The organism is Sphingomonas sp. CD22 (assembly GCF_034556155.1).
GTDB lineage: Bacteria > Pseudomonadota > Alphaproteobacteria > Sphingomonadales > Sphingomonadaceae > Sphingomonas.
Genome location: NZ_JAYDYX010000008.1, coordinates 86,481 through 101,437, shown reverse-complemented (window position 1 = coordinate 101,437; position 14,957 = coordinate 86,481). Strand labels below are relative to the sequence as shown.

Here is a 14,957-nt window from a genome sequence, read left to right as displayed (position 1 = left end):
GTAAGCTATCGTACGCCTGAGAAAGGTGTCGCTATCCCTCGATCTTCGAAAAATCGGCGACGGCATGCACCGCCGCACGCACCCGGTCGAGCAAAGCGAGCCGGGCGGCGCGCTTGGCGGGATCGGGATCGTTGACGATCACGCCCTCGAAGAACGCATCGATCGGCGCACGCAGCGACGCGAGCGCCGCCATCGCCCCCGCGAAATTCTCCGCCGCCACCGCCGCGGCGGCGGCAGGCTCGGCCGCATCGAGCGCGGCGATCAGCGCCGCCTCGGCGGGTTCGGGGGTGTAGGCGAGCGGTTGCGCGACGCCATCGCCGCCGGCCGCATAGCCTTCCTTCTTGAGGATATTGGCCGCACGCTTGTAGCCGGCGAGCAAATTGGCGCCGTCCTCGGTCGCGACGAACGCCTGCAACGCGTGAACGCGCGCCAGCAGCCGGACGAGATCGTCCTCGCCACCGAGCGCGAACACCGCGTCGATCAGATCGTGACGGACGCCCGCCTCGCGCTGCTGGACCTTGAGGCGATCGGCGAAGAAGTCGAGCACCGCACGATCCGCCACGCGGCCGAGTGGAAAGCGCAGACCATTGTCGAGGATCAGCGCGACCACGCCGAGCGCCGACCGCCGTAGCGCGAACGGATCCTTCGACCCGCTCGGCCGCAGGTCGGCGGCGAAGAATTGCGTGATGCTGTCGAGCTTGTCCGCCAGCGACACCGCCACCGTTACCGGCGCGGTCGGCACGTCGTCGCCCTGCCCGACCGGCTTGTAATGATCACGCACCGCCTCGGCGACCGCACGCGGCTCGCCCTGCGCGGCGGCGTAATAGCCGCCGATCAGCCCCTGCAATTCCGGAAATTCGCCGACCATGCCGGTGACGAGGTCCGCCTTGGCGAGCCGCGCCGCCCGCTCCGCCATATCGGCGAGCGTCATTCCCTCTCCCCTTGTGGGAGAGGGAGGGAGCGCCGAAGGCGCGGAAGGGTGAGGGGCAGTGGTCAGGGATGCGCTATCCCCCTCACCCTTCCCACTCGCTGACGCGAGCGGGCCCCTTCCCTCTCCCACAAGGGGAGAGGGAGATGGGATTATTCCCTCCTCCACCAGCCATCGCGCCAGCTTCGCCACGCGGTCGACCTTGTCGGCCACCGTGCCGAGCTTCTCGTGGAAGACGATGTTCGCCAGCTTACCCGCCTGCGCTTCGAGCGGCGTCTTGAGATCGGTCTCGTAGAAGAAGCGCGCATCGGACAGCCGCGCCGCGAGCACCTTGCGATTGCCCTCGACGATCTGCGCGCCGCCGTCGGTCGCCGCGATATTGGCGGTGCAGACGAAGGCATTGGCCAGCGCCCCGTCCGCATCGCGGCAGACGAAATATTTCTGGTTCACCCGCGCGGTGAGCTGGATCACCTCGGGCGGCACGGTGAGGAAGTCCGCATCGAAGCGGCCGAGCAACGGCACCGGCCATTCGGTCAGCCCGGCATTCTCCGCAACCAGCCCCTCGTCCTCGACCAGCACCAGCCCCGCCTCGGCGGCGAGCGCGGTGGCGCGTTCGCGGATCAGCGCGCGGCGCTCGTCCTGATCGACGATGACGTGGCAGGCGCGCAATTTCTCGACGTAATCCGCCGCCGAGCCGATCGTGATCTGCCCCGGATGGTGGAAGCGATGCCCGAAGGTCGCGAAGCCCGAGCGGATCCCGGCGATCTCGACCTCGACCAGTTCCTCGCCGAACAACGCGACGATGCCGTGCAGCGGCCGCACCCAGCGCAGCGATTCGGTCGAGGCGGAGGCAGCCCCCCAGCGCATCGATTTGGGCCACGGAAAGCCGCGGATGATCGCCGGGATCGCCTCGCCGAGCACCGCGGTCGTCGCGCGTCCGGGCTTGTCGGTCACCGCATAGAGCACGCCGTCGCGCTCGACGAGCTGCTCGCGGGTCAGCCCCGTCTTGCGCAGGAAGCCATCCAGCGCCTGCGGCGGTGCGCTCGCCTTGGGGCCTTTCAGCTCCTCGGACACCGCCTGCGTCTCGGCGGGCAGGTCGCGCGCGATCAGCACCAGCCGCCGCGGCGTCGCATAGGTGACGAGCGATCCGGCGGCGAGCCCCGCCTTGCCCAGCTCGGCAGCGAACAGCCGCGCGAGATCGTCACGCGCCTTGTCCTGCATCCGCGCAGGGATTTCTTCGGAACGAAGTTCGAGCAGGAAATCGGTCATGATCTTCTCATTCCTCCCCCGCCAGGGGGAGGTGGCAGCCGTCAGGCTGACGGAGGGGGAGGAAAGGGTGGAGCGCAGTTGGAGAAGACACCGTCGTCCTCCCCCTCCACCACCACGCTGACGCGTGGCGGTCCCCCTCCCCCTTGCGGGGGAGGAATGCGACAAACCCGCTCACGCCGCCCATCCGTTCTTGTCCATCCACGCCGCGCAGGCGCCCTTGGCGAGGTCGCGGACGCGGCCGATGTACGCCTGCCGCTCGGCGACCGAGATCACGCCGCGCGCCTGCAACAGGTTGAACGTGTGGCTCGCCTTGATCGCCTGTTCATAGGCCGGGATCGGCAGCCCGGCGGCGAGGCTGTTCTCGCATTCCGCCGCGGCCTTCTTGAACAGGTCGAACAGCGCCGCGGTATCGGCGACCTCGAAATTCCATTTCGACATCTGCCGCTCGTTCTCGAGGAAGACGTCGCCATAGCTCACGCCGCTGTCGTTGAACGCCAGGTCGTAGACGTTGTCGACGTCCTGGATATACATCGCCAGCCGTTCGAGCCCGTAGGTCAGCTCGCCCGCGACCGGCTTCATGTCGAACCCGCCCATCTGCTGGAAATAGGTGAATTGCGTCACCTCCATCCCGTCGCACCAGACCTCCCAGCCCAGCCCCCAGGCGCCCAGCGTCGGCGATTCCCAATCATCCTCGACGAAGCGGATGTCGTGGCGCGTCATGTCGACGCCGATCGCCGCGAGGCTGCCGAGGTACAGCTCCTGCAGGTCGGGCGGCGACGGCTTCATAATCACCTGATATTGGTAATAATGCTGCAGCCGGTTGGGGTTCTCGCCGTAGCGGCCGTCGGTCGGCCGGCGGCTGGGCTGGACGAAGGCGGCGTTCCACGTATCGGGACCGAGCGCGCGCAGCGTCGTCGCCGGGTGGAACGTCCCCGCGCCCATTTCCATGTCATACGGTTGCAGGATCAGACATCCCCGGTCGCTCCAGTAATCGTGGAGCGTCAGGATCATCTTCTGGAAGGAAAGCGGTGTGGCGGCCATCGTCCCGAGGCTTTGGCCGATGAGGCCGCGTCTAGCAAGTGGTGCGGCGCGGCATTAGCTAGGCCCTCACCTTAGTCATGGATGAGCGTCCCCGCATGATACCAATTCTTCGGCAGGCCCTTCGACCCGCGCTGTCGGCGCTCGCGCTCTGCCTGTCGCTCCCCGCCTGCGCGCAGCAGCCCGCCCAGCCGGCGCGCGCCGCCAACGACGCCGATCCGGCGCTCTGGGTGGTCAGGGACAAGGACACGACCGTCTATCTGTTCGGGACGATCCACGTGCTCAAGCCGGGCCTCACCTGGTTCGACGAGGCGGTGAAGACCGCGTTCGACCGGTCGGACGAGGTCAAGCTGGAGATCGTCATGCCCGACGCCGCCGCGATGCAGGGGCTGGTGCAGGCGACCGGCGTCGCCGCGCCCGGCACCCCGCCGCTGACGCAGCGCCTGCCCGAGGCCAAGCGCGCCGCCTTCACCAAGGCGGTGACCGACCTCGGCCTGCCCGCGAACGCGCTCGACAAGTTCAAGCCGTGGCTGGCGGCGACGCAGCTCTCGGTCGCGCCTTTGTCGAAGCTCGGCTACGACAGCGACAACGGCCCCGAACAGGTCATCACCGCCGCCGCGAAACAGGCCAACAAGCCGCTCACCGGACTGGAGACGCCCGAACAGCAATTGGGCTTCTTCGGCAGCCTGTCGGACAAGGCGCAGCTCGACTTCCTCGTCAGCACGGTCGACGAACTGCCCAAGCTCGACGACCAGATGGCCTCGATGGTCGACGATTGGGCGAAGGGCGACCCCGACGCCTTGGCACGCGAGATGAACGACGAACTGAAAAGCTCGCCCGAGGTCGCCAAGGTCCTCCTCACCGACCGCAACGCGCGCTGGGCGACGTGGATCAAGCAACGCATGGCGCGGCCGGGGACGGTGTTCATCGCGGTCGGCGCGGGGCACCTCGCGGGACCGGAGTCGGTGCAGGCGCAATTGGCGAAACTGGGCGTGAAGGCCGAACGGGTGAAATACTGATACCACAATTCCTCCCCCGCCAGGGAGTGCCGGGTTGAACGGCCCCCCGGCCGTTCAAGGTCATGCCGGGGGCATGACCGACCCGGCACTGTGGCAGTGCGAAGCACTGACGGAGGGGGAGGATACGGCGAACTTGGTCGTTCGCGGAGACGCCCCCTCCACCACCGGCCTGCGGCCGGCGGTCCCCAGCGCAGGGTCGATCATGCCCCCGGCATGATCTTGGATTGCCGGGGGCAATCCAACCCTGCGCTCCCGCTGCGCGAGGGAGGAATTTACCCCACCTTGTCTTTCCCACCCTCATCGGCTAAGCGCCGCCGCTTCCAGCCATGGTCATCCCTGGAGGCGTGGCGCGGAAAAGACACTTTAGCACGTTTCGGAAGGTTATCTGCATGAGCGACTCCATTACGCTCGCAGCCGAGACGCGCGACCGGGTTGGCAAGGGAGCCTCCCGGGCGCTGCGTCGTGACGGCCGCGTCCCCGCTGTAATTTACGGCCAGAACAAAGAACCCACCTCGATCCACCTCGAGGAAAAGGCGCTGATGAAGGCGCTGATGACCGGTCATTTCATGACCTCGGTGATCATGATCGACGGCCAGCGCACGCTGCCCAAGGACGTGACCTTCCACCCCGTCACCGATCGCCCGATCCACGTCGATTTCCTGCGCATCGGCGAGCACACCGAAGTCACCGTCGCGGTGCCGATCGTGTTCACCGACGAAGACGATGCCCCCGGCATCAAGCGCGGTAACGGCGTGCTCAACATCACGCGCCACGAGATCGAGCTGGTCGTCGACGCCGCCGACATCCCCAGCGAGATCACCATCTCGCTGAAGGGCCTCGAGATCGGCGATTCGATCCACATCAGCGACGTGAAGCTGCCCAAGGGCGCGACGCCGGCGATCGACGACCGCGATTTCGCGATCGCCACGATCGTGCCGCCGACCGTCCCGACCGCGCAGGACGAGGCGCTCGACGCCGAGGTCGCCGAGACCCAGGCCGCCGAGGCTGCTGCCGAAGCCGAGCCGAACGACGACGACAACGACGACGACAAGATCACCACCCAGAAGAACTAAGCTGGGTGCCGCTCCGGCGGCGTCGGAACCGGGGCAGGTGGGCGGCAACGCTCCCCTGCCCTTTTTCGTGTGGCCGCCCGAGATGCCCCCTGCCCCCCATTTCGTCATCCCGGCGAACGCCGGGACCCACGGACGCGGGCGGCTGATGGTATCCGCACCACCAGCGTCCCGAAATTAGCGTCCCGGCGTTCGCCGGGATGACGAGGGTGGGGTAGCCGCCTATCTCCGCCAAGAGCGAACAAGGACCACACGTCATGCAGATCTGGGCCGGGCTCGGCAATCCGGGGCCGCAATATGCGATGCACCGGCACAATGTCGGCTTCATGGCGGTCGACCTGATCGCCGACATGCACGGCTTCGCGCCGGTCCGGAAGCAGTTCCAGGGCTGGACGCAGGAAGGCCGCGTCGGCAACCAGAAGGTGCTCCTCCTCAAGCCCGCCACCTTCATGAACGAGAGCGGCCGCGCGATCGGCGAGGCGCTGCGCTTCTACAAGCTCGGCCCCGACGCGCTCACCGTCTTCCACGACGAGCTCGACCTCGCGCCGTTCAAGGTCAAGGTGAAGCGCGGCGGCGGCACCGCCGGGCATAACGGGCTGCGCTCGACCGACCAGCATCTCGGCCCCGATTTCCGCCGCGTGCGGATCGGCATCGGCCATCCCGGCCACAAGGACCGCGTCACCGGCTATGTGCTGGGCAATTACGCCAAGGCCGAACTCGATCCGCTCGCCGACATGCTCGGCGCGATCGGGGCCGAGGCGCCGTGGCTCGCCGCGGACGACGACGTCCGCTTCATGAACGACGTCGCCCTAAGACTAGTATAGCAAGGCTCGCACAATGACCGTCCGCACCCTGTTCGCCACCCGCTTCTACGAGGACGATCTCGGCGACGCCGCGCTGCTCGAAGAGCTGGAGGACGCCTGCCTCGACCTCGCGCGCGAGGATCGCGCCGGCGTCGCCTGGTCGAAGGCGCATGGCTATCGCGGCTATACCTCCTACGCCTCGCTCAACGATCTGCCGTCGCGCGACCCGCGCTTCGCCGACCTCGTCAAGCTGCTCAACAAGCATGTCGCGCGCTTCGCCGATGCCTGCGCCTTCGATCTCGGCGGCCGCAAGCTCAAGCTCGACAGCCTGTGGGTCAACGTCCTCAAGCCCGGCGGCACTCATTCGGGCCATATCCATCCGCACAGCGCGGTCAGCGGCACGATCTATGTCGCGACGCCGCCGGGCGCGGGCGCGCTCAAGCTGGAGGATCCGCGGCTGCCGATGATGATGGCCGCCCCCACCCGCCGCGCCGATGCCGACGAGAGCCACGCCACCTTCGTCTATGCCGAGCCCAGGCCGGGCAGCGTCTTCCTGTGGGAAAGCTGGCTGCGCCACGAGGTCGTCCCCAATGCCGCCAAGGGCGAGCGGATCAGCATCAGCTTCAATTATCGCTGAGCCGTCACGCGGCTGCCGCAATTGCCCGGCAGCTTCGCCGCATCGGGAGGCGACACGATGCGGCTGGCGATCATGATGGCTTTGCAGGCGGCACCGGTAGCGGGACCGCCGCTGCCCGCCGAGCTCCGCCCGGTCAAACCCGCATCGACGCCGGATGCCGTTCCCTGCGGCACCCCCGACCGGCGTGGCGACATCGTCGTCTGCGGCCGTGCGGCGGGCGCCGACCGCCTGCAACGGCTCGACGAAACCCGCTACGCCGAACGCCCGATCCGCGCCGCCACGACGCTCGGCAAGACCCGCCTCTCGGCCGAAGCGGAACAAGGCAGCCTGCCCGGCGGCCAGAGCGCGCCGCGGGCGATGCTCCGCCTCAAGATGCCGTTCTGACGGCGCGCGCGTTCGCGCCCTCATTCACCGTTCATCTCCTGCCGCTACCATCGTCCCCATGCGGTTCACCAAACAGCAGATCGGCCTCGCTGCCGTCGTCCTGCTCGCCCCCGGCGGCTTCGTCCTGGGCGCGACGCTTATCGCCAACCGCTACCGCAAGCGTCTGGCGGCGAAGGCGGGCGAGCCCCCCGAACCCCCGATCGTTTCCTGAACGGAACGTTGTTTCAGGTTCATGCAACCGCGCCTAACAAGATGACGTTGATGCAACACGATTTTCACAGAACGGGAGTGTAACAATGCGGAATCTGATGCTTGCGATGGGCTGTGCGGCGATGGTGGTGCCGGCGACGATGATCGTGCCGGTGTCGAAGGCCGATGCGCAGCGGCATAAGTATCGCGAATGGCGCGACGATCGCGGCCGCATCCGCTGCCGCAAGCCCGACGGCACCACCGGTGCCGTGGTCGGCGCGGTCGGCGGTGCATTGCTCGGCCGGACGATCGACACCCGCGGCGACCGGACGGTCGGCACGCTGGGTGGCGCGGTCGCCGGTGGCCTGCTCGGTCGCGAGATCGATCGCGGCGGCAAGCGTCGCTGCCGCTGAGCCGAGACCTTTTTAGGTCGACGGGGGCGTCGCGAGGCAACTCGCGGCGCCCCTTTTGCGTATCCCCTGCGACCTACCCCGATATGGAGATCGATCAGATGGTAACGCGCAGCGCTTCGGCGAGCTACGATGGCCTCGGCAAGGACGGCAAGGGCAAGATCACGACCCAGTCGGGCGTGCTGTCCGATTCGCAATACGGCTTCAACACCCGCTTCGAGGATGGCGCCGGCACCAATCCGGAAGAACTGATCGCCGCCGCGCATGCCGGCTGCTTCACGATGGCGCTCGCCTTCGCGCTGGCGGGTGCGGGCCACAGCCAGGGCAATCTCAAGACCGACGCCAAGGTGACGCTCGACAAGGACGGCGACGGCTTCACCATCACCAGATCGGCGCTGACCCTCACCGGCCACGTCGAGGGCATCGACCAGGCCGAGTTCGAGCGGATCGCCAACGAGGCCAAGGCCGGCTGCCCCGTCTCCAAGGTGCTGACCTGCGAGATCACGCTCGCCACCACCTTCGGCTGATCCCGGCCCGTCCCCCGGCTACGGCCGGGGGACGCGGCGACCGTGGCAAGGGCTAGGCGCCGGTCAGAAGATCCCGCCGCCCAGGCTCAGCCGGATCGCGAAGATCACGATCAACACCAGATTGAGGTTGCGCCCGCCGTTCGACGACGACAGCGCGCCGAACGCGGCGCCGACGATGCCGATCGGAATGACGAGCCAGTTCATCCAGCCGAGCAGCGGGATGAACGCGACCAGCCCGAGCACCAAAGTGACGAACCCGATCGCGATGGAGACGATATTGAGCATCGCCCGGATATGGCCCCCGTCCCCGCACGGGACAAGCCGGGCCGGCGTGACGTAGTGTTAACCAGAATCGCCGGTGGCGCCTTAACGGCACCTGCGCCATGTCATTGCGGTGACTGCGATTCGCCCCCTTCTCCTGCTCGCTTTGGCGCTGACCGCGTGTAGCAAGCAGCCTGCCTCGCAGCAGGATCTCGACAGCCTCGACCAGGAACTCACCGCCGCCGGCCCCGGCAACCAGCGCGATCCCGCGCTGACCGCGGCGTTGCGCGACCAGATCATGGTCGATCCGGCGCTGACGCAGAGCGCCAACACCAACGTCGTCCGCCCGCCGAGCCGCCCCGATCCGCTGTCCGCGCCGCCCGAACCGGTGATCGCCACCCCCGACCATGTCGCCGCCGCCGACCTCAAGCCGACCCCCGCCGCCAAGGCCGACTGCCCCGCCTGCCGCAAGGCGGATGGCGCGCTGACGCTCGGCGAACTCGCCAGGCGGCAATCGGTGGCCGGCGCGCCCTGCGCCGCACGCTTCACCTATTCGGCGGGCTGGGCCAACCGCCTGCCCGCGGCGGTGCCGCTCTACCCCGACGCCCGCGTCCGCGAGGCGGCGGGCAACGACGCCTGCGGCCTGCGCGTCGTCAGCTTCGCAAGCAGCGCCCCGGTCGGCCGTATCCTCGACTGGTATAACGCGCGCGTCACCCGCGCCGGCTATTCGGCCGAGCATCAGGCATCGGGCGCGCAACACGTCCTCGGCGGCACCCGCGGCGACGCCGCCTATGTCGTCTACGTCAGCCCCGACCCCGCCGGCGGCAGCCAGGTCGACCTCATCGTCCGGTAGGCGTGATCGACATTCTGCCTAGGCGGGATCGACCTTCATCGTCGTAATGTAAGTCCTCCCCCGCCAGGGGAAGGAATTGTCATCGTCCGCGAGCTGAACGTCGATCCCGCCTAGATCGCCCCTCCTCCGACAGGAGCGGCCGAGGATGGGACGGCAACGCACCTGCCGGCTTGCTATCCCACCCCGCCCGACCATATTGTGCAATGCAGCATCACACGCTTGGTGGCGGTCCTGTCCCTTTCGGAGTGCGCGCATGCGACGTTTGTCAGACACGATCAGCCGGCTCGCCGCGGCGCAGGGCCAGCAGCAGCCGTGGACGGGCGGCGGCGATCGCCTCGGCCAGCTCACCGGCTTCGGCCGCAATCCCGGCAATCTGCTCGCGCGCACCTATGTCCCCGGATCGGTGACGGCGAAGCCGGCATTGGTCGTCGTGCTGCACGGCTGCACGCAGACCGCCGCGGGTTACGACGCCGGTGCCGGCTGGTCGCAGCTCGCCGACGAACACGGCTTCGTCCTGCTCTTCCCGGAACAGCAGCGCGCCAACAACCCCAATCTCTGCTTCAACTGGTTCGCGCCCGAGGATGTCAGCCACGACCATGGCGAGGCCTTCTCGATCCGCGAGATGATCGCGGCGATGATCGACGCGCACGACGTCGACCCCGCCCGCGTCTTCGTCAACGGCCTGTCCGCGGGCGGCGCGATGACCGCGGTGATGCTGGCGACCTATCCTGAGCTGTTCGCCGGTGGCGCGATCCTCGGCGGCCTGCCTTATGGCACCGCGAGCGGCGTGATGCAGGCGCTCGACCGGATGCGCGGCCACAACATGCCAGACGCCGCCGCGCTCGGCACGCTGGCGCGCGACGCCTCGGCGCATCGCGGCGCCTGGCCGACGCTATCGATCTGGCACGGCGACGCCGACGCGACGGTCGACCAGACCAATGCCGAGGCGCTGCTGACGCAATGGCGCGCGCTGCATCAGGTCGCCGCGCGGCCCGACGTCGAGGCGACGCAGGACAACCACGCCTATCGCGGCTGGCAGGACGGCGCCGGCCGGGTGGTGATCGAGGATCACCGCATCCACGGCATGGGCCACGGCACCCCGATCGCCGCCCACGGGCCGGAGGCGTGCGGCACGCCGGGTCCGTTCATGCTCGACGTCGGCCTGTCCTCGACCCGCCGCATCGCCGCCTTCTGGGGCATCGCCCCGGCGATCGCAGCCCCGTCGCGCGGCAACGCCAGACTGACCCGGATCGCCACGCCGTCGCGCGAACCGGCCGGCGTCGCCGGCGTCATCAACGACGCGCTCCGCGCCGCCGGATTGCTGCGCTAGGGCGCCCCCACGCCCCACAGCGCGCGACACCAAACCCCCGCATTCCCTTGTACCCAATAGTCCTCTAGGGCTGGCATCATGCCTCTTCTGTTCGTCATGATCGGCGGTGCCCTCGGCTCCGCCGCGCGTTATCTCACCGGCCGCGCCGCGCTCACCGCGCTTGGGCCGGACTTTCCCTACGGCACATTGGCCGTCAATCTCGTCGGCGGACTGCTGATGGGCGTGCTCACCGCGATCCTCGCCCGCGCCGGCGGCCTCGCCGAGCCGTGGCGCCTGTTCCTCGGCGTCGGCGTGCTCGGCGGCTTCACCACCTTCTCCAGCTTCAGCCTCGACGCCGTGACGATGATCGAGCGTGGCGCGCTCGCCCCCGCCTTCGGCTATGTGCTGGTGTCGGTGATCGGTTCGATCGTCGCGCTGTTCGCCGGCCTCGCCGCGACCCGCGCCCTGCTCGCCGGAGCCAGCGCATGAGCGACGCCAAGAACGACACTCGCGACGGTGTCCGCCAGTTCAACGTCGGCTATGACGACGACGGCATCCGCCTCGACCGCTGGTTCAAGCGCCACCTGCCCGAAACGAGCTTCACCACCGTCGCCAAATGGGCGCGCACCGGCCAGCTGCGCGTCGACGGCTCGCGCGTCACGCCGGGCGACCGGATCAAGGCCGGCCAGACGCTGCGCGTGCCGCCGCCCGAACCGGTGATCGAGGATACGCCCGACGCCCCCCGTCCCAAGCGCGAACGCCCGCCGCTGAGCGAGGAGCAGATCGCCTATGCGCGCGAGATGGTGATCCACAAGGATCTCCAGGCGCTCGTGCTGAACAAGCCGCCCGGCCTCGCGACGCAGGGCGGCACCAAGACGTCCGAGCATGTCGACGGCCTGCTCGACGCGCTGCAATATGATGCGGAGGGGCGGCCGAAGCTCGTCCACCGGCTCGACAAGGATACGTCGGGCGCGCTTCTCGTCGCGCGCACCAGCCGCGCCGCCGCCTTCTTCGCCAAGGCCTTCTCGGGCCGCACCGCGCGGAAGGTCTATTGGGCGCTGGTCGTCGGCGTGCCGTCGATCGACGACGGCATGGTCGACCTGCCGATCGGCAAGCAGCCCGGCACCGGCGGCGAGAAGATGCACGTCGACGAGGAGAACGGCCAGGCCGCGCGCAGCCGCTATCGCGTCGTCGAGCGCGCCGGCAACCGCTGCGCCTGGGTCGAGCTGCAACCCTTCACCGGCCGCACCCACCAGCTTCGCGTCCATATGGCGGCGATCGGCCATCCGATCGTCGGCGACGGCAAATACGGCGGCGCCGCGGCGTTCCTGACCGGCGGCGTCAGCCGCAAGATGCACCTGCACAGCCGCCGCATCCGCGTCGACCACCCCGACGGCGGCAGCATCGACGAGACCGCGGACCTGCCGACGCATTTTGCCGAAAGCCTCGCCACGCTGGGTTTCGACATCGCCAAGGGCGACGCCATGCCCTTCGAGGAACCGAAAAAAGGCCCGCCCCCCAAGGCGGTGCTCAAGCAGCGCGCCAAGGCGCATGCCAAATCGATGCGCAAGGAACACCGCGGCGAACGCCGCCGCCGCGGCAGCCCGGACTAAGCCGGGGCGCGCTACCGACGAAGCGCGCCCCCTCACCCCGTCACCGGTGACGAGTCGGGACACCTGCGATCGTCATCCCATTACCCGTAAGCCTGTACCCCGGCGAAGGCCGGGGCCCAGTTGGGAGGGCCGTCGTACGTGTCGGACACCGTTCCAAATGTCCACGGCCTACCAAGCCGCTCGCATAGAACGATAAACACGAACGTCTGTCCTACACCCCGTCGACCGGCGTATGCCCGAACCATGCACGCCCCGCCCGCCCTCATCGTCCCGCCCGCGTGGCAGCACGAAGGCCCCGTCACGCCTCTGGGATATCCCGCCCCCTTCATATCAAAAACGGAAACGATACCCCTCGATCGTTTCCGTTAAGGTGTCCATGTTGTCCATGTCGCCCAACACCCTCTTCACCGCTCCACCGGCGCCCGCTACGGCGATGCGATGACCAAACTCGCCGTATTCGACTGCGACGGCACGCTCGTCGATAGCCAGGCCAACATCTGCCAGGCTATGGAGGCGACGTTCCGCATCGCCGACCTGCCCGCGCCGCCGCGCGCGGCGATCCGCCGCATCGTCGGGCTGAGCCTGGTCGAGGCGGTCCGCGCCTTGCTGCCCGACGCCGACGACGCACTCCACCGCAAGATGGCGGCCGATTACAAGGAGGCGTTCTTCGAGCTGCGCACCAGCGGCGCGATGACCGAAGAGCCGCTGTTCGAGGGCATCGCCGCGGTGATCGAGACGCTGGCGGCGCGCGGCTGGCAGCTCGGCGTGGCGACCGGCAAGTCGGATCGCGGCCTCGCCCGCGTGCTCGACCACCACGGCCTCACCGATCGCTTCGTCACCCTCCAGACCGCCGACCGCCACCCCTCCAAGCCCGATCCGGCGATGCTGCTCGCCGCGATGGCGGAGGTCGACGCGACGCCCGCGCAGACCGCGATGATCGGCGACACCAGCTTCGACATGGCGATGGCCAAGGCCGCCGGCGCGCGCGCGGTCGGCGTCGCCTGGGGCTATCACGACGTCCACGATCTGGTCCGCGGCGGCGCGCAGGTCGTCGCGACGCGCACCGCGGCGCTGCTGGAGATCCTGGCGTGACCCCCGACGACACGCGCGCGCGCAAGCGCTGGCTGGCGATGGTCGGCAGCCGGCTGGCGGGCAGCGCCGGCGCGGTGTTCGGGCTGGTGCTCGCCGCCCGCTCGCACGACTGGCCGATCAAGGTGCTCGGCGTCGCGATCACGCTGTCCGCGCTCGCGGTGATCGCGATCGTGCCGGCGAGCCTCGCCCACCGCTGGCGGACGCCCAGGCCATGAAGCGCTTCTGGACCGAAGTGACGATCGATGCCGACCGCGTCGTCACGCTCGACGGCCGGCCTGTGCGCACCCCCGGCCGCGTGCCGCTCGCGTTGCCGACCGATGCGCTCGCCGCCGCGGTCGCCGACGAATGGCGCGCGGTGGCGGAGACGATCGATCCGCGCGCGATGCCGTTGACCGGCCTCGCCAACGCCGCGATCGACCGGGTCGCGCCCGATCCCGCCAGCTTCGCCGCCGGCCTCGCCGCCTATGGCGAGAGCGACCTGCTCTATTATCGTGCGCTGTCGCCCGATGCGCTGATCGCGCGGCAGCAGGCGGCGTGGGACCCGTGGCTGGACTGGGCGCGCGCGCGCTACGACGTGCATTTCGAGACGACCGCCGGCGTCATGCACCGGGCACAGCCGCCCGCGACGCTGGCCCGGCTCGGCGAGGCGGTGGCGGCGCTCGATCCCTTCCGCCTCGCCGGCCTGTCGCCGGTGGTGACGATCACCGGATCGCTCATCCTCGCGCTGGCGCTGGTCGAGCAGGCCGGCGACCCCGACACCTTGTGGACCGCGGCGAATATCGACGAGGATTTCCAGGCCGAACTCTGGGGCGCGGATTCGCTCGCGGTCCAGGCTCTGGCCAACAAGCGGCGCGACTATGACGCCGCGGTCGCCTTTCTCGCCGCGCTCAGGCCGTCCGGGTGAGCTTGCGGATGAAGCCGATCAGCCCGGTCTGCCGCGACCGCTTCAGCCGCTCGGCGGCCAGGATCGTCTTCACCCCCTGGAAGCATTGCTCGACATCGTCGTTGACCAGCACGTAATCGTAGCCGTCCCAATGGCTTACCTCATTGGCGGCGCGCGCCATCCGCGCCTCGATCACCTGGGCGGTATCCGTGTTGCGGTTGGTCAGCCGCGCGCGCAGCTCCTCCATCGAGGGCGGGAAGATGAACACCCGCACCACGTCGCCGCCGGCGATCTGGAACAATTGCTGCGCGCCCTGCCAGTCGATGTCGAACAGCACGTCCTTGCCCGCGGCGAGCAGCGTCTCGATCTGCGCCCGCGGCGTGCCGTAGCGGTGGTCGAAGACGTGCGCCCATTCCAGGAACTCGTCCGCCGCGACCATGCGGCGGAATTCCTCGATATCGACGAAATGATAATCCTTGCCGTCGACCTCGCCGGGCCGCATCGCGCGCGTCGTCACCGACACCGACATGCCGAGTTCGGGTTCGTCGGCGAGCAATTTGCGCGCGATGGTCGACTTGCCCGCACCCGATGGCGAGGACAGCACGAACAGGACGCCACGACGGCGAAAATGGTGCGGGTCGGCGGAATGGGTCGTCGGCATGCGCGCTAGTG

At 68.8% G+C, this 14,957-nt stretch carries 19 protein-coding genes; 15 read left to right on the top strand and 4 right to left on the bottom strand.

All coding sequences use genetic code 11. The features are described 5' to 3' along the window. Positions 1–31 precede the first annotated feature (31 nt). Together glyS and SFC76_RS15845 are read right to left on the bottom strand one after the other, a co-directional pair. Positions 32–2,197, bottom strand: coding sequence for a glycine--tRNA ligase subunit beta (glyS, locus tag SFC76_RS15850; protein ID WP_322850376.1), 2,166 nt, complete (start codon positions 2,195–2,197; stop codon positions 32–34). Between the two features lie 171 nt (positions 2,198–2,368). Further along, on the bottom strand, positions 2,369–3,238 hold the full coding sequence (locus SFC76_RS15845) for a glycine--tRNA ligase subunit alpha (RefSeq protein ID WP_322850375.1): 870 nt from the start codon (positions 3,236–3,238) through the stop codon (positions 2,369–2,371). Positions 3,239–3,333: 95 nt separating this feature from the next. On the opposite strand from SFC76_RS15845, the gene SFC76_RS15840 reads away from it, so the two are divergent. The 8 genes from SFC76_RS15840 to SFC76_RS15805 all read left to right on the top strand — a co-directional run bounded on the left by SFC76_RS15840 (position 3,334) and on the right by SFC76_RS15805 (position 8,274). Further along, complete coding sequence (locus SFC76_RS15840; RefSeq protein WP_322850374.1) at positions 3,334–4,254, top strand: TraB/GumN family protein; 921 nt, start codon at positions 3,334–3,336, stop codon at positions 4,252–4,254. Positions 4,255–4,643: 389 nt separating this feature from the next. Continuing rightward, positions 4,644–5,327, top strand: a complete 684-nt coding sequence (locus SFC76_RS15835; protein WP_322850373.1) for a 50S ribosomal protein L25/general stress protein Ctc — start codon at positions 4,644–4,646, stop codon at positions 5,325–5,327. 254 nt (positions 5,328–5,581) lie between these two features. After that, positions 5,582–6,148: an aminoacyl-tRNA hydrolase gene (gene pth, locus SFC76_RS15830; protein WP_322850372.1), complete on the top strand. Its 567-nt coding sequence runs from the start codon at positions 5,582–5,584 to the stop codon at positions 6,146–6,148. A 13-nt stretch (positions 6,149–6,161) separates the two neighbouring features. Beyond that, positions 6,162–6,764 carry a TIGR02466 family protein gene (locus SFC76_RS15825; protein WP_322850371.1) on the top strand — a complete coding sequence of 201 codons (603 nt, stop codon included), beginning with the start codon at positions 6,162–6,164 and terminating at the stop codon, positions 6,762–6,764. A gap of 57 nt (positions 6,765–6,821) precedes the next feature. After that, positions 6,822–7,148 carry a 5'-nucleotidase gene (locus SFC76_RS15820; protein ID WP_322850370.1) on the top strand — a complete coding sequence of 109 codons (327 nt, stop codon included), beginning with the start codon at positions 6,822–6,824 and terminating at the stop codon, positions 7,146–7,148. A gap of 58 nt (positions 7,149–7,206) precedes the next feature. Beyond that, a complete protein-coding gene (locus SFC76_RS15815) occupies positions 7,207–7,359 on the top strand; it encodes a hypothetical protein (RefSeq protein ID WP_322850369.1) in 153 nt (50 codons plus the stop codon). An 85-nt stretch (positions 7,360–7,444) separates the two neighbouring features. Continuing rightward, positions 7,445–7,750, top strand: a complete 306-nt coding sequence (locus SFC76_RS15810; RefSeq protein WP_038662836.1) for a glycine zipper 2TM domain-containing protein — start codon at positions 7,445–7,447, stop codon at positions 7,748–7,750. Between the two features lie 98 nt (positions 7,751–7,848). Continuing rightward, the gene (locus SFC76_RS15805) at positions 7,849–8,274 is read left to right on the top strand and encodes an OsmC family protein (protein WP_322850463.1); all 426 of its coding nucleotides are present in this window, start codon (positions 7,849–7,851) and stop codon (positions 8,272–8,274) included. Between the two features lie 63 nt (positions 8,275–8,337). Here SFC76_RS15805 and SFC76_RS15800 read toward each other — a convergent pair whose 3' ends face one another. Next, entirely contained in the window at positions 8,338–8,559 is a 222-nt protein-coding gene (locus SFC76_RS15800; RefSeq protein ID WP_038662840.1) for a hypothetical protein, read from the bottom strand. 109 nt (positions 8,560–8,668) lie between these two features. On the opposite strand from SFC76_RS15800, the gene SFC76_RS15795 reads away from it, so the two are divergent. From SFC76_RS15795 to SFC76_RS15765, 7 genes are all read left to right on the top strand, one after another. After that, positions 8,669–9,388 (top strand): hypothetical protein, encoded by a 720-nt coding sequence (locus tag SFC76_RS15795; RefSeq protein ID WP_322850368.1) that lies wholly within the window; start codon positions 8,669–8,671, stop codon positions 9,386–9,388. A gap of 253 nt (positions 9,389–9,641) precedes the next feature. After that, entirely contained in the window at positions 9,642–10,718 is a 1,077-nt protein-coding gene (locus SFC76_RS15790; RefSeq protein WP_322850367.1) for a PHB depolymerase family esterase, read from the top strand. Between the two features lie 78 nt (positions 10,719–10,796). After that, positions 10,797–11,186 carry a fluoride efflux transporter CrcB gene (crcB, locus tag SFC76_RS15785; RefSeq protein ID WP_322850366.1) on the top strand — a complete coding sequence of 130 codons (390 nt, stop codon included), beginning with the start codon at positions 10,797–10,799 and terminating at the stop codon, positions 11,184–11,186. Continuing rightward, on the top strand, positions 11,183–12,310 hold the full coding sequence (locus SFC76_RS15780; RefSeq protein WP_322850365.1) for an RluA family pseudouridine synthase: 1,128 nt from the start codon (positions 11,183–11,185) through the stop codon (positions 12,308–12,310). Before crcB ends, SFC76_RS15780 begins: the two co-directional genes overlap by 4 nt. A 438-nt stretch (positions 12,311–12,748) precedes the next feature. Continuing rightward, positions 12,749–13,402, top strand: coding sequence for an HAD-IA family hydrolase (locus tag SFC76_RS15775; protein ID WP_322850364.1), 654 nt, complete (start codon positions 12,749–12,751; stop codon positions 13,400–13,402). Next, the gene (locus tag SFC76_RS15770) at positions 13,399–13,617 is read left to right on the top strand and encodes a hypothetical protein (protein WP_322850363.1); all 219 of its coding nucleotides are present in this window, start codon (positions 13,399–13,401) and stop codon (positions 13,615–13,617) included. The genes SFC76_RS15775 and SFC76_RS15770 overlap by 4 nt, the downstream gene beginning before the upstream one ends. Further along, positions 13,614–14,306 (top strand): ATP12 family chaperone protein, encoded by a 693-nt coding sequence (locus SFC76_RS15765; RefSeq protein ID WP_322850362.1) that lies wholly within the window; start codon positions 13,614–13,616, stop codon positions 14,304–14,306. Before SFC76_RS15770 ends, SFC76_RS15765 begins: the two co-directional genes overlap by 4 nt. Here the strand turns inward: SFC76_RS15765 and gmk are convergent. Then, a complete protein-coding gene (gene gmk, locus SFC76_RS15760) occupies positions 14,290–14,946 on the bottom strand; it encodes a guanylate kinase (protein ID WP_322850361.1) in 657 nt (218 codons plus the stop codon). The genes SFC76_RS15765 and gmk overlap by 17 nt on opposite strands. Positions 14,947–14,957: the final 11 nt, after the last annotated feature.

What these genes read in the sequence shown, in the direction of transcription:
- SFC76_RS15765 (WP_322850362.1), top strand. Translation starts at nt 13,614, where the DNA reads ATGAAGCGCTTCTGGACCGAAGTGACGATCGATGCCGACCGCGTCGTC.
- SFC76_RS15810 (WP_038662836.1), top strand. Translation starts at nt 7,445, where the DNA reads ATGCGGAATCTGATGCTTGCGATGGGCTGTGCGGCGATGGTGGTGCCG.
- SFC76_RS15845 (WP_322850375.1), bottom strand. Translation starts at nt 3,238, where the DNA reads ATGGCCGCCACACCGCTTTCCTTCCAGAAGATGATCCTGACGCTCCAC.
- SFC76_RS15815 (WP_322850369.1), top strand. Translation starts at nt 7,207, where the DNA reads ATGCGGTTCACCAAACAGCAGATCGGCCTCGCTGCCGTCGTCCTGCTC.
- pth (WP_322850372.1), top strand. Translation starts at nt 5,582, where the DNA reads ATGCAGATCTGGGCCGGGCTCGGCAATCCGGGGCCGCAATATGCGATG.
- SFC76_RS15800 (WP_038662840.1), bottom strand. Translation starts at nt 8,559, where the DNA reads ATGCTCAATATCGTCTCCATCGCGATCGGGTTCGTCACTTTGGTGCTC.
- gmk (WP_322850361.1), bottom strand. Translation starts at nt 14,946, where the DNA reads ATGCCGACGACCCATTCCGCCGACCCGCACCATTTTCGCCGTCGTGGC.
- crcB (WP_322850366.1), top strand. Translation starts at nt 10,797, where the DNA reads ATGCCTCTTCTGTTCGTCATGATCGGCGGTGCCCTCGGCTCCGCCGCG.
- SFC76_RS15835 (WP_322850373.1), top strand. Translation starts at nt 4,644, where the DNA reads ATGAGCGACTCCATTACGCTCGCAGCCGAGACGCGCGACCGGGTTGGC.
- SFC76_RS15825 (WP_322850371.1), top strand. Translation starts at nt 6,162, where the DNA reads ATGACCGTCCGCACCCTGTTCGCCACCCGCTTCTACGAGGACGATCTC.
- SFC76_RS15820 (WP_322850370.1), top strand. Translation starts at nt 6,822, where the DNA reads ATGCGGCTGGCGATCATGATGGCTTTGCAGGCGGCACCGGTAGCGGGA.
- SFC76_RS15780 (WP_322850365.1), top strand. Translation starts at nt 11,183, where the DNA reads ATGAGCGACGCCAAGAACGACACTCGCGACGGTGTCCGCCAGTTCAAC.
- SFC76_RS15840 (WP_322850374.1), top strand. Translation starts at nt 3,334, where the DNA reads ATGATACCAATTCTTCGGCAGGCCCTTCGACCCGCGCTGTCGGCGCTC.
- SFC76_RS15805 (WP_322850463.1), top strand. Translation starts at nt 7,849, where the DNA reads ATGGTAACGCGCAGCGCTTCGGCGAGCTACGATGGCCTCGGCAAGGAC.
- SFC76_RS15775 (WP_322850364.1), top strand. Translation starts at nt 12,749, where the DNA reads ATGACCAAACTCGCCGTATTCGACTGCGACGGCACGCTCGTCGATAGC.
- SFC76_RS15790 (WP_322850367.1), top strand. Translation starts at nt 9,642, where the DNA reads ATGCGACGTTTGTCAGACACGATCAGCCGGCTCGCCGCGGCGCAGGGC.
- glyS (WP_322850376.1), bottom strand. Translation starts at nt 2,197, where the DNA reads ATGACCGATTTCCTGCTCGAACTTCGTTCCGAAGAAATCCCTGCGCGG.